This window comes from Microbacterium sp. (genome assembly GCF_049661145.1).
Lineage (GTDB): Bacteria > Actinomycetota > Actinomycetes > Actinomycetales > Microbacteriaceae > Microbacterium.
Genome location: NZ_JBASZT010000142.1, coordinates 1 through 12,876, shown reverse-complemented (window position 1 = coordinate 12,876; position 12,876 = coordinate 1). Strand labels below are relative to the sequence as shown.

Below are 12,876 nucleotides of genomic sequence, written 5' to 3'. Positions count from 1 at the left end.
CCCATGGCCTGGGAGCCTGCCGGGACCGCTGCCGGCGACGGTGTTCGGTGCGGGGATGCCGGTGGCGGTCCTCGACGCCGACGGCGACATGATCGCGGTCGATGCCCGTGGCCTCCTGACCGCCGACCCCGTCGTGCTGGAGATCCCAGGGGTCGGAGGGATCGGAGGAGTCGGAGCCCGGCGCCGCGGCATCCGCACTTGGGCGGGCCCGTGGCCGGTCATCGAGCGCGGTTGGGATCCGGCGCGGGCCCGCTGGGCGCACCGGTTCCAGGTGGTCGACGATGCGCATGCGGCGTGGCTGCTGGTGTGCGAGGAGGGCGGCTGGCGAGCCGAGGGGGTGTACGACTGATGGGTTTCAACAACCCCTCCGTGACCTGGGCGGAGATGGCGAAGCTGCTGGGGGCGCCGTCGTTGCCGGATGGGCGGGGGCGGTCGGGCGGTGAGGACGATCTGCGGGAGTCGGGGGTCTCGATACACGCCGGCTCCGCCGGCGCACTCGACCACCGGGGGGTGCCGGGCGGCCCGCCTCCGGCCGAGCGCCAAGCGGATGCCGTGCCGTACGCCGAGCTGCACGCGCACTCGTCGTTCTCGTTCCTCGACGGCGCCTCGTCCCCGGCGGAGCTCGCCGAAGAGGCGGAGCGACTGGGGCTGCACGCGCTCGCCATCACCGATCACGACGGGTTCTACGGCATCGTCCGGTTCGCCGAGGCGGCTGAGAAGCTGCAGGTCAAGACCGTGTTCGGGGCGGAGCTGTCGCTCGACCTGCCCAAGCCGCAGAACGGCGCCGCCGACCCCGAAGGCTCGCACCTGCTCGTCCTCGCCCGCGGCGAGGAGGGATACCACCGGCTCGCTGCCGCGATCACCCACGCGCACCTGACCGGCGGTGAGAAGGGTCGGCCGCGATACGACCTCGACGACCTCGCCGCTCGAGCGGACGGGCACTGGGCGATCCTCACCGGATGCCGCAAGGGCGCCGTCCGCCAGGCGCTCGTCACCGGCGGTACCGCTGGCTCCGCCGCCGCGGCGACAGAGCTCGACCGGCTCGTCGCCCTGTTCGGCGCGGATGCCGTCAACGTCGAGCTCATCGACCACGGCAACCCCGCCGACACGCGCGACAACGACATCCTCGCCGCGCTCGCCGCCGAGCGCTCGCTGCCGTTGCTCGCGACGAACAATGTGCACTATGCCGTGCCCGAGCGCGTGCATCTGGCGGCGGCCGTCGCGGCGGTGCGCGCGAACCGGGGGCTCGATGAGCTCGACGGTTGGCTGCCCTCGCACGCGAGCGCGCACTTGCGGTCGGGCGCCGAGATGACGCGGCGGTTCCGCCGCTACCCGGGGGCGATCGCCCGCACCGTGACCCTCGCCGACGAGCTGGCCTTTCCGCTGCGCCGCGCAAAGCCCGCGCTGCCGAAACTGCCGGTGCCCGAAGGCCACACGCCGATGTCGTGGCTGCGGCAGCTGGTGTGGCAGGCCGTGCCGCGGAAATATCCCGACCTCGACGACGCCGGACGGGCGCGCATCGAACGTGAGCTCGACGTCATCGCGCAGAAGGACTTTCCGGGTTATTTCCTGATCGTGCGCGGCATCGTCGCCGAGGCGCGACGCCGCGGCATCCTGTGCCAAGGGCGCGGTTCGGCGGCCAGCAGCGCCGTCTGCTACCTGCTGGGTATCACGGCGATCGACGCGATCTTCTACGGGCTGCCGTTCGAGCGGTTCCTGTCGGCGATGCGCGAGGAGGAGCCCGACATCGACGTCGACTTCGACTCGGACCGGCGCGAGGAGATCATCCAGTGGGTGTTCGACACTTACGGGCGCGAGCGGGCGGCGCAGGTCGCGAACGTCATCCAGTACCGGCCGAAGAACGCCGTCCGCGACATGGCGAAGGCCCTCGGACACTCCCCGGGGCAGCAGGATGCCTGGTCGAAGCAGGTCGAGCGATATGACGGCAGTTATGAGGCACGCGAACACGACATCCCCGACCGCGTGCTGGAGTACGCGGGCGAGCTGCTGAAGGCGCCGCGTCACCTCGGCATCCATTCCGGGGGAATGGTGCTCACCGAGCGCCCGGTCGGCGAAGTCGTGCCGATCGAGCATGCGCGTATGGAGAACCGCACCGTCATCCAGTGGGACAAGGACGATGCCGCGTGGATGGGGCTCGTGAAGTTCGATCTGCTCGGGCTCGGGATGCTCGCCGCCCTCCAGCACTCGTTCGACCTCATCGCCGCCTCGACGGGGGAGACGTGGACCCTCGACACGATCCCGAAGGAAGAGCCGGAGGTCTACGACATGCTGTGCCGGGCCGATGCGATCGGGGTCTTCCAGGTCGAGTCGCGCGCGCAGATGGGGCTGCTCCCTCGCCTGCGGCCGCGCTGCTTCTACGACCTCGCGATCGAGATCGCCCTGATCCGGCCGGGGCCGATCCAGGGCGGCGCGGTGCATCCTTACGTGCGCCGTAGGACGGGAGAGGAGAAGGTCACCTACGCCCACCCGAAGCTGAAGCCGGTGCTGGAGCGGACCCTCGGCATCCCGGTCTTCCAGGAGCAGCTGATGCAGATGGGCATGGCCGTGGGAGACCTGTCTGGAGAGGATGCCGACGTGCTGCGCCGCGCGATGGGTTCCAAGCGCGGCATCGAGCGGATCGAGTCGGTGAAGACGAAGCTGTATGCCGGGATGGCGCGCAACGGCCTCGTGGGAGAGGCGGCCGACGACATCTACGCGAAGATCCAGGCGTTCGCGAACTTCGGGTTCGCGGAGTCGCACTCGCTGTCGTTCGCGCTGCTCGTGTACGCGTCGTCGTGGCTGAAGCTGCACTACCCCGCGGCGTTTCTGGCGGGGCTGCTGCGCGCGCAGCCGATGGGGTTCTACTCGCCCGCGACGCTGGTCGCCGACGCCCGGCGCCACGGCGTCGAGGTGCGCAGGCCGGATCTTCACCTGTCGGGTTCCCTCCCGGGGCTTGAGGGGGGTGAGCGCGGGGTCGCGGTGCGGCTCGGGCTTGCCGCGGTCACCGGAGTGGGGGCGGCGCTCGCGGAACGGATCGTCGCCGCGCGGGAGCAGGACGGTCCGTTCCAGGACCTTCGCGACCTCGTGCGCCGCACGAAGGCGACCGCGGCCCAGGTCGAGGCCCTCGCCACGGCGGGGGCGTTCGAGGGGATGGGCATCGGTCGGCGGGAAGGCATCTGGCTGGCGGGAGACGCGGCGCAGGACCTGCCCGAGTTCCTGCCGGATTCGCTCGTCGCGGTGCAGCCGCCGCTGTTCGGCGACCCGTCCAGCTATGACATCCTCGCGGCGGACCTGTGGGCGACGGGCATCTCCACCGACGACCACCCGCTGACCCACTACCGGGAGTCGTTGCACGAGCGCGGCGTGCTGACCTCCGAGCAGCTGCGCACTCACGAGACCGGCCGCCGCGTCGAGGTCGCGGGACTCGTGACGCACCGGCAACGGCCCGCCACGGCATCCGGGATCACGTTCGTGAACCTCGAGGACGAGTACGGGCTTGTCAACGTGGTCTGCTCGAGAGGAGTGTGGGACAGGTACCGCCGGGTGCTGCGCGACGCGCCGGCGCTCGTCGCGCGCGGGATGCTGGAGCGCTCCCCGGAGGGCGTGACGAACCTGGTCGCCGACGCGTTCGAAGACCTGCGGATCGGGGTGCGGCACCGCTCCCGCGACTTCCGGTGAGCGGCGGCGTTCGGTCGCGCAGGTTGCGGCTCCGGTCAGCGTCGCACGCGGCGCATCAGCCCCGAGATGAACTCCTCGGTCAGCGGAGCGCCGAGCAGCACGGCGCGGTGGTAGATCGGCGCGAGCAACACGTCGACGAGCACGTCGGGATCTTCGTCGACGATCTCACCCTCGGCGATCCCCGCGATCACCAGCGCGCGGGCCGCATCGCGGCGGGGCTTCAGCCAGTGTTCCACGAAGGCGATGCGCGCGTTCTCGCGGCCGGCTGCGACGGCGGCAAGTGCGCGCAGCGGTACGCCGGTGTCGTCGTCGATGAGCATCGCGGCCGTGTTCTCCAGGTGGGAGCGCAACCGTTCCACCGTGGGGAGCGTCGAGTCCCGCTCCGGTGAGAACTCCGAGGCGTCCAGCAGGGCGTCCAGCAGCAGTTCCTGGGGGCTCGACCACCAGCGGTACAGCGTCGTGCGGCTCGCACCGGAAGCCTGCGAGATGCGGTCGAAGCCGATGTCGATGCCCTCCTCGGCGGCCAGGCGGGCGGCCGCGACGAGGATGCGCTCGCGCAGTTGTGCATCACGCGGACGTCCTCGCCCCCGCGACGGCGCGGGGGTCGCCGCATTACTGTACACGGCGTACACTATATCGCGATGGTGCGGAACGTGTGGAAGACGATCGCGACGCGAGTCAATGTGCCTGCACTCGTGATCACAGCGATCATCGCCGTCGTCGGTCCGCTGTTCGTCGCGTCGTACAGCCTCGCGATGGGCGATCCCACGCCCCGCGAAGTGCCGCTCGCCGTCGTCGGCGATGATGCCCAGGTCGCCACCACGCAGACGGTCATGGACGAGGCAGGCAGTCAGCGGTACCGGGTCGTCGAAGCCGCGACGCCGGATGCTGCGCGCACGGCCCTCGATCGCCAGCAGATCTACGCCATCGTGGATCCCGCGGCATCCGCGCTGACACTGTCCACCGCGAGCGGCTTCTCGGTGGCTGTCCTCATCGCCGACGCAGGGCCAGCGCTGTCCGAGGCGCTCGGGACTCCGCTCACCGTCGTCGACGCTCATCCGCTCGCGAAGCACGACCAGAACGGCCTCGTGCTGTTCTACCTGGCGTTGGGCGCGACGATCCTGGGTTTCGTCGGTGCGATCCAGACACGCGTCAATGCGCAGGGGATGACGCTGCGCGCCGAGGTGGGCTGGGACATCGGGCGCTCCCTCGTCGTGTCGCTGCTCATGACGATCGTGATCGGCCCCGTGCTCGGGTTGGAGGCCTTTCCCGTCCTGCCGGTGTGGCTCGTGCTGGCGGCGACGATGTTCACGGGAGCGATGGTCTACAGCTTCTGGCGGGTGGCGATCGGGCGCAAGTGGGCGCTGCTGCCGACGTGGATCACGTTCGTCATCATCGCCAACCCGTCCGCCGGCGGGGCCGTTGCACCCGAGCTGCTGCCGCCGTTCTACGAGTTCATGGGCCGGTGGCTGCCGACCGGGGCGACCGTACGGGCGTTGCGGGACATCACCTACTTTCCCGACGCGCTCACCCCTGAGCCGTTCCTCGTGCTGGCCGGGTGGGTGGTGGCGAGCGCCGCCGCGTTCATCACCGCCCGTCGTCGGCGATACGGCACGGGAGCCGTCGGGGCGGAGCCGCGGGTCGTGGAGGCCACGGCAATCGAGAGGGAAAGAGCGATCCGATGAAGTCGATGCGACTGTACGAACAGGGCGGCCTGCGCCGCTATCTCTTGGTGATGGAGGGCGGTGACGAGGCGTGCGGGGAGCTCGTGCGGTTCGCGCGCGATCGTGACATCCGCACCGCCTCGCTGACGGCGATCGGGGCCGCCTCGAGCGTGACCCTCGGCTACTTCGTCCCCGAACTCGACGACTACGAATTCACGGTGCACGACGAACAGGTCGAGCTGGCGTCGTTCGTCGGCGACATCGCCTGGGACGAGAAGGGACCCGTGCTCCACGCGCACGGCGTACTCGGCCGGCGCGACGGCAGCGCGCTCGCGGGTCACTTCCGCGAGTTCCACGCCTTCCCCACGATGGAGGTCATGCTGATCGAGACGCCCACGCGCGTGCGCAAGGCGAAGGACCCGCAGACGGGTCTGGAGCTGATCGCGATCGAGAAGTCGGATGCCGAGCGCGCGACGGCCTCGGACCCGTCGCTGCCGCGCGGCGTCGGGCACATCGGCGTCACGGTGCCGGATCTGGAGGCTGCGACGGCCTTCTTCCGCGACGGATTCGGAGCGCGCGTCGCCTATGACGGTCTCACGCACGCGGATGAGCCGCGGCGGGGGCCGGAGGTCGAGCGGCAACTGGGCCTGCCCGAGGGCGCTGCGATCGTCGCGCAGCGGATGCTGCAGGTCGGCATCGGTCCAGGCTTCGAGGTCTTCGAGATCGAGGCGGCGCGCCACAGCTCACCGGCGGGGCTGGCCGACTACGGGTGGGGCCACGTCGCCCTGCTGGTCGACGACATCGCCGCGGTCACGGCACGCGCCGCCGCGGCGGGCGCGACACCGCTGTCGGAGCCGCACGACAACTCGCGGCACGAAGACACCCCGGGCAACGCGAGCGTGTATCTGCTCGCACCGTGGGGATCGATCATCGAACTGCAGGCGCTGCCGAGCGGTCACTGGTACGGCTCCGGCAGCGAGGTCGAGCTGTGGACGCCGCCGCGGCGATGACCGAGGCATCCGTATCGAATCCGTCGTCACACAAACACACCTTCGCAACGACAGAAGAGGACACCCATGGCGAACGTCGCCCAGTACTTCATCGATACCCTCGACCGCGCCGGCGTGAGCCGCATCTGGGGGCTTGCCGGCGATTCCCTCAACGCTCTGACGGACGCGCTGCGTCGTGACGGGCGGATCGAGTGGATGCACATGCGGCACGAAGAGGCAGCCGCCTTCGCAGCCGGTGCCGACGCCGAACTGAACAACGAGCTCGCGGTCGTCGCGGGTTCGTGCGGACCCGGCAATCTGCACTTCATCAACGGGCTGTTCGATGCGAATCGAAACCGGGTGCCGGTGCTCGCGATCGCGTCGCACATTCCGTCGGCCGAGATCGGCAGCAACTACTTTCAGGAGACGCACCCGCAGGAACTCTTCCGCGAGTGCAGCGTCTACTGTGAGCTGATCAGCGACCCGTCGCAGCTGCCCTGGGTGCTCGAGTTCGCGTTGCGCGCCGCCGTCGAGAAGCGCGGTGTCGCTGTCATCGTCGTGCCCGGCGATGTCTTTTCCAAGGACGCGCCGGAGCGTCGGCCCAGCGCCCCGATCCGGCAGATCCTGAGCCATGTGGTGCCGAGTGAGGAAGCACTGCGGGCGGCAGCCGACGTCCTCAATGGCGCCAAGAAGGTCACGATCCTGGCCGGCTCCGGTGTCGCCGGGGCGCACGACGAGGTCATCGCGCTCGCCGAGGCGCTGCAGGCGCCGATCGTGCACGCCCTCCGTGGCAAGGAGCACATCGAGAAGGACAACCCGTACGACGTCGGGATGACGGGGTTGCTGGGCTTCGCGTCGGGATACCGCGCGATGGAGCAATGCGACGCGCTGCTGATGCTCGGCACCGACTTCCCGTACCGCCAGTTCTACCCGGACAAGGCGAAGATCGTGCAGGTCGACATCCGTGGCGAGCAGCTCGGCCGCCGCACGCCGATCGACGTCGGGCTCGTGGGCAGCGTCAAGGACACGGCGGCGGCCCTGCGGCCGCTGATCTCGGGCAAGCGGTCGCCGAAGCACCTGAAGGACAGCGTCGAGCACTACCGCAAGACGCGCAAGCAGCTCGATGAGCTGGCGATCGACGACGGCCGGGAGCCGATCCACCCGCAGTACGTCGCGCGGCTGATCGATGAGCTCGCGGCGGAGGATGCCGTGTTCACGGCGGACGTCGGCAGTCCCGTCATCTGGGCGTCGCGGTACCTCACGATGCGCGGGGATCGTCGCCTGTTGGGCTCGTTCGCCCACGGGTCGATGGCGAACGCGATGCCGCAGGCCCTCGGCGCGCAAGCGGCGGACCGGTCGCGTCAGGTGATCGCGCTGTCGGGCGACGGTGGCCTTGCGATGCTCATGGGCGACCTGCTGTCGATCGCGCAGAACAAGCTGCCCATCAAGATCGTGGTGTTCAACAACTCGTCGCTCAACTTCGTGGAGCTGGAGATGAAGGCCGCGGGCATCGTGAACTTCGCGACGGAGCTCGAGAATCCGAACTTCGCGGCGGTCGCCGATGCACTGGGGATCACCGGCATCCGCGTGGAGAAGGGATCGGAGTTGCGCGGTGCCGTCGAGCAGCTGGTGGCTTCGGACGGGCCGGTGCTGCTGGATGTCGTGACCGCGCGCGAGGAGCTGTCGATGCCGCCCGCAGTGACCCTCGCCCAGGCCAAGGGCTTCACGGTGTGGGCGCTGCGCACTGTGCTCTCGGGCCGCGGCGACGAGTTGCTGGACCTCGCGGACACCAACGTCTGGCGCCGCATGTTCAAGTGAGCTGAGGCGTCGTTTCGGGGTTCGTAGCCTTCTCACAATGCAATCCCTCCCTGTGGTCGGACCACATGGAGGGATCGCACGGACTTTTGCCAGGGAGTTTTCAGGCGGGCGCACACTGGGGACATCGAAAGTTGCGCGGCCCACAAGGCCGCGCCCAAGCAGAAAGGTTCGATCATGACCACCCTGACCGATGCTCCGGTCCGCCCCGACGTCCGCGAAGATGCCAGGACGGGCACCGCGCTGCAGACCGCGATCGCGGTCGCGCGGATTCTCATGGGGTTCACATTCCTGTGGGCATTCTTCGACAAGGTGTTCGGCCTGGGGTTCTCGACCCCGGCAGAGCGCGCGTGGGTCGCTGGCGGCAGCCCGACGACGGGGTTCCTCACCAATGCGACGGCAGACAGCCCGTTCGCAGGCGTATTCCAAGCCCTGGCGGGAAGCGTCCTCGTCGACTGGCTGTTCATGCTCGGCCTGCTCGGTGTCGGACTCAGCCTCATGCTCGGGATCGGCGTGCGGGTGGGCGCGATCGCCGGTACGGCGATGCTGTTCTTCATGTACCTGGCCGAGTTTCCGCTGACGCTGACCGGCTCGACCAACCCGCTGGTCGACTACCACATCGTCGACATCACAGTCATGGCGGTCGCCTTCTTCGCGGTCGCCGATCAGCGCTGGAGCTTCGCCAAGCCGTGGCGCACGATCGTCGGCGACAAGACCTGGCTCTGGTGATTCGGCGGTTGGATGGATCTAGAACGGCGGCGGATCCTCGTCCACTCGGAGCCCGGTCGGGGTGATCCAGTGGAGGGGGCCGCTGTCGTGTTCGCGGTGCAGCTGCCAGAGACTCTCGTCCTTGACGGGGTGATGCCGTTCGCACTCGGGAGCGAGGTTGCCGACAGAAGTGGTACCTCCGTCGGCCCATCGTCGTCGATGGTCCATGTCGCAGCGGTCGGAGGGCCGATTGCAGCCGGGGAACACGCAGGTCGGATGCCGGATCTCCAGCAGGCGGCGCAGGTCTGCCGGAACCCGGTAGGCGCGTCGGTCGACGTCCATCACAGTGCCGCTCACCGGATGGGTCAGCACGCGGATCCAGCTCTTCGCGCCGCCGGCGAGCTCGATCGCCCTGTCGAGTGGGATGGGTCCGTATCCGTCGAGCGTCGCCGGCTCATCGGAACGGCCGAGCAGCGTGAGCGCGGGGATCGTGATCCGCACCGTCGGCGTGATGCCGGGTTTCGCGGCCACGGGTCCGGGAGCCACAGGTCCGGCGTCCGCTGATTCGGCACTGGTCTGTCCGGCATCCGGGTGCTGAGCGCCGAGCGCGCTGACGGTCGCCGGTCCGGCGCCGAGAAGCAGATCGCCGAACACATCGGCGCGCAGCTGAGCGAGCGTGCGAGTCTCACCATCAGCCGTCGCGAGCTGGCGGGCGTAGTCGTCGAGGCCGCGGTCGATCGCGTGCGCGGTCACGGCGGGGATGACGGCGGTGAGCGTGGCCATACCGTCGTACTCCGCCTCCAGCTCGACGCGCCGGCGCTCCACGGCGCGTCGGTGACGAATCTCCAACGGTTCGCTGACGACGCGTTCGCGCGCGGCGCGCGCCCGGATGCGGTAGCGCGCCGGGGCGGTCGTGGCCGCGGCATCCGACACCGCCGCATCGAACGCAGCCCACGCATCGCGGTCGTCGTCGGGCAGCGACCCCGCGACGTCGGCCGTGATCGCGGCGTTCTGCTCCGACACGTCGCCGCGCAGGCATGACTCCCACGCTGCCGGGCAGCGTTGAGCGAGGACCTGCGCACGGTGCGCGCGCTGGCGGACCTGGTTGTCGGAGAGGTGCACGCGGACGCCGAGGTCGGCGGCGGCCGAGCGGACGGCGATCATGCGTCGGTCGGCGCGCACCTGCGCGTGGGAGCGCTTGCGCGGGTCGACCCACAGCGGGTCGAGCGTCGGATCGGCGCCCACCCATGGTGTGGGGTCGGCCTCGGCGCGGGTCAGGACGACGTGGAACAGCCAGTCCTGCTCCGCCGCGGCGGCACGCGCCCTGCGCACCGCGGTCTCGACGTCCAGCAGTTCGTCCGCGAGTGACGCGGCCTCGTCGAGCGGGGCCACTTCGGGGTAGGCGAGGTCGTCTTCGTACGTCGCATCGAGGCCGCGCATCCGCTCGTCTGCCGAAGCCGCCCAGTAGGCGTCGCGGAAGGCAGCGTCGTCCCACTCACCGGCATCCACCGAGGTTTCGCGGAACGTGATCTCCATGACTCCGACACTACGAGGGGGTTCCGACATTGACGTCGGACACGTGCAGCGGCCCCGCGTCCGCTGGGGTCGAACGCGGGGCCACGCGCCGCTCGAGCGACGAAGCAGTCCGCCGGTCAGGCGCGGGTGCGGTCCTTGCGTCCGACGATCAGTCCGTAGATGAGAAGGACGAGGACCGATCCGCCGATGGCGAGCAGCCACGTCTGGATCGAGAAGAACTCCTCCAGCGGCGCGTTGAAGAGCAGGCTGCCGAGCCATCCGCCCACCAGCGCGCCGACGACGCCGAGCAGGAGGGTGACGAACCAGCCGCCGCCCTGCTTTCCTGGCAGGATCAGCTTGGCGAGAGCGCCGGCGATGAGGCCGAGGAGCAGGAATCCGAAGAAGCCCATGGGTGTCCCTTTCTGTTGTCGAGGCCTCACGCTACGCGGCACTCGATGCACACCGCGAGGGGTTGACAACCACGGTGTCACTACTCCACGAGCTTGCCCGTCACGGAGATGTCGAGGTGTGCGCGGGCGAGGTCGCGGAACGATTCCGGCGCCTCGGCGACCGGCTCGAACACGGCGCCGCCCTCCGGCGTCCACACGAAGCTGCCGTGCAGGGCATCGTCCTGTTCGGGGAAGTCCGACCGGTTGTGGCAGCCGCGTGTCTCGCGCCGCTCCAGCGCGCACTCCAGGGTCGCGCGTGCGGCGAGCAGCGATCCGTACAGGTCGTACGCGTGCGCCAGATCGTCGAAGCCCGCGATGTCGGGGTGTACCCCGAGGTCCGCGGCCCGCGCCTCGAGCTCGGCGAGTTCATCGAGGCCCGAGCGCAGCCCCCGCTCGCTGCGGACGACGCCGGCGTGCGCGGTCATCAGGTCGCGGAGGGCGCGCTGCAATTTGCGGGGCGTCTCGGTGCCGCGACTGGCGAGGAGCAGCTGCAGTTCGGCACGGGCGTCGGCCACGGCATCCGGATCGCGCGTGACGTGCGTGAGGTTCGCCGCGTACGAGGCCGCCTCGCCTCCCGTGATGCGGCCGTACACGAGCAGTTCGATGAGCGAATTGCCGCCGAGGCGGTTGGCGCCGTGCAGGCCGCTGGAGGCCTCGCCGATCGCGTACAGGCCGTCGACGCCCGTGCCGTGGTCGGCGGCGTTCACCCACACCCCTCCCATGGAGTAGTGGGCGGTCGGCGCGATCTCGATGGGCTGCTCGGTGATGTCGAGCATCTGCAGGTCGATCAGGGTGCGATACACGCGGGGGAGCTTGTCGAAGATCACCTCGCGCGGCAGGTGCGAGACGTCGAGCAGGACGCCGCCGTTCTCGGTGCCGCGACCCTCCGCGATCTCCGTGTAGCTCGCGAGGGCGACGCGGTCGCGCGTCGACAGTTCCATGCGCTCGGGGTCGTAGCGCTCCATGTAGCGCTCGCCGAGGGCGTTGCGCAGGATGCCGCCCTCACCGCGCGCCGCCTCGGAGACGAGAGTCCCGGCGGCGTCGGCGGGCTCCAGGATGCCGGATGGATGGAACTGGACGAGCTCGGCGTCGCGGATCCTGCCGCCCACGAGCGCCGCGAGGCGGAAGGAATCGCCGGTGTTCTCGTCGCGTCGCGACGACGTGTTGCGCCAGATGCGGTTGTGTCCGCCGGCGGCGAGGATGACGGCATCCGCGTGGATGATGACGGGAGTGCCGTCGACGACGTCGAAGCCGTACGCGCCGAAGATGCGGCCGTCCGAGGCCAGGAGCCGGGTGATGTAGATCGTGTCCACGATCGGCACCTCGAGCTCCCGGGCGCGGCGCAGCAGCGTGCGCTGGATCTCGAGGCCCGTGTAGTCGCCCGCGTAGCAGGTGCGGCGGTAGGTGTGGGCGCCGAAGAAGCGCTGGCTGATGCGGCCGTCCGCCTCGCGCGCGAACGGCATGCCCCAGCGCTCGAGGTCTTCGATGCCGCGGGCGGCTCCTCGTGCGACGGTCTCGACGATCGCGGGATCGGCGAGGAAGTACGACTCGCGGAGGGTGTCGGCGGCGTGCTGCTGCCAGCTGTCCTCGGGGTCCATCGTGCCGAGTGCGGCGTTGATGCCACCGGCGGCGAGGGTCGTGTGAGCGTCGTGCTTGCGGCGCTTGCCGACGGCGAGCACCTGCACGCCGCGTTCGGCGAGTTCGATCGCGGCGCGAAGGCCCGCGCCGCCGGTGCCGATGACGAGGACGGAGGTGGACAGGAGGCGTTCTGTTTCGGGCATGCCGTTCACGGTAGGTGGATGCCGACGATTACTCCAATGAATCGTTTGCACTGTCTCGATGCGCATACGCTATGAACATGAACCTCGAACAGCTGCGCGGCTTCAGCGAGATCGCCGCGACAGGGCATTTCACCCGCGCGGCGGAGCGGCTGCACCTCGCGCAGCCGACGCTCAGCCGGCAGATCTCGACGCTGGAGGCAGAACTCGGCGTCGAGCTGCTGCACCGGGCGCGCGGGCACGTCGCGGTGACGGCGGCGGGGGAGCGGCTGCTTCCGCT

General features: G+C 69.8%; 10 protein-coding genes and 1 pseudogene. 7 read left to right on the top strand and 4 right to left on the bottom strand.

Features of this window, described 5'->3' with window-relative positions:
- Both WBP48_RS06350 and WBP48_RS06345 read left to right on the top strand, forming a co-directional pair.
- Nucleotides 1-349: pseudogene (locus WBP48_RS06350) on the top strand (DNA polymerase Y family protein); the annotation flags it as partial.
- Nucleotides 349-3,678, top strand: a complete 3,330-nt coding sequence (locus WBP48_RS06345) for an error-prone DNA polymerase (protein WP_424437755.1) — start codon at nt 349-351, stop codon at nt 3,676-3,678. The pseudogene WBP48_RS06350 and the gene WBP48_RS06345, both read left to right, overlap by 1 nt.
- Before the next feature lie 35 nt (nt 3,679-3,713).
- On the opposite strand, the gene WBP48_RS06340 is transcribed toward WBP48_RS06345, so the two are convergent.
- Nucleotides 3,714-4,301 carry a TetR/AcrR family transcriptional regulator C-terminal ligand-binding domain-containing protein gene (locus WBP48_RS06340; protein WP_424437752.1) on the bottom strand — a complete coding sequence of 196 codons (588 nt, stop codon included), beginning with the start codon at nt 4,299-4,301 and terminating at the stop codon, nt 3,714-3,716.
- A gap of 18 nt (nt 4,302-4,319) precedes the next feature.
- On the opposite strand from WBP48_RS06340, the gene WBP48_RS06335 reads away from it, so the two are divergent.
- From WBP48_RS06335 to WBP48_RS06320, 4 genes are all read left to right on the top strand, one after another.
- Complete coding sequence (locus tag WBP48_RS06335; RefSeq protein ID WP_424437749.1) at nt 4,320-5,363, top strand: hypothetical protein; 1,044 nt, start codon at nt 4,320-4,322, stop codon at nt 5,361-5,363.
- The gene (locus WBP48_RS06330) at nt 5,360-6,352 is read left to right on the top strand and encodes a PCC domain-containing protein (protein WP_424437746.1); all 993 of its coding nucleotides are present in this window, start codon (nt 5,360-5,362) and stop codon (nt 6,350-6,352) included. Before WBP48_RS06335 ends, WBP48_RS06330 begins: the two co-directional genes overlap by 4 nt.
- A 66-nt stretch (nt 6,353-6,418) precedes the next feature.
- Nucleotides 6,419-8,149 (top strand): ubiquinone-dependent pyruvate dehydrogenase, encoded by a 1,731-nt coding sequence (gene poxB / locus WBP48_RS06325; protein WP_424437743.1) that lies wholly within the window; start codon nt 6,419-6,421, stop codon nt 8,147-8,149.
- 174 nt (nt 8,150-8,323) lie between these two features.
- The gene (locus WBP48_RS06320; protein ID WP_424437740.1) at nt 8,324-8,875 is read left to right on the top strand and encodes a DoxX family protein; all 552 of its coding nucleotides are present in this window, start codon (nt 8,324-8,326) and stop codon (nt 8,873-8,875) included.
- A gap of 18 nt (nt 8,876-8,893) precedes the next feature.
- Here WBP48_RS06320 and WBP48_RS06315 read toward each other — a convergent pair whose 3' ends face one another.
- The 3 genes from WBP48_RS06315 to WBP48_RS06305 all read right to left on the bottom strand — a co-directional run bounded on the left by WBP48_RS06315 (nt 8,894) and on the right by WBP48_RS06305 (nt 12,599).
- Nucleotides 8,894-10,390, bottom strand: coding sequence for a DUF222 domain-containing protein (locus WBP48_RS06315; protein ID WP_424437737.1), 1,497 nt, complete (start codon nt 10,388-10,390; stop codon nt 8,894-8,896).
- 116 nt (nt 10,391-10,506) lie between these two features.
- A complete protein-coding gene (locus WBP48_RS06310; RefSeq protein ID WP_424437734.1) occupies nt 10,507-10,779 on the bottom strand; it encodes a GlsB/YeaQ/YmgE family stress response membrane protein in 273 nt (90 codons plus the stop codon).
- Between the two features lie 80 nt (nt 10,780-10,859).
- The gene (locus WBP48_RS06305; RefSeq protein WP_424437731.1) at nt 10,860-12,599 is read right to left on the bottom strand and encodes an FAD-binding protein; all 1,740 of its coding nucleotides are present in this window, start codon (nt 12,597-12,599) and stop codon (nt 10,860-10,862) included.
- Nucleotides 12,600-12,676: 77 nt separating this feature from the next.
- Here WBP48_RS06305 and WBP48_RS06300 point away from each other — a divergent pair.
- A partial coding sequence (locus tag WBP48_RS06300) for a LysR family transcriptional regulator (RefSeq protein WP_424437728.1) occupies nt 12,677-12,876 on the top strand: 200 nt, incomplete at its 3' end.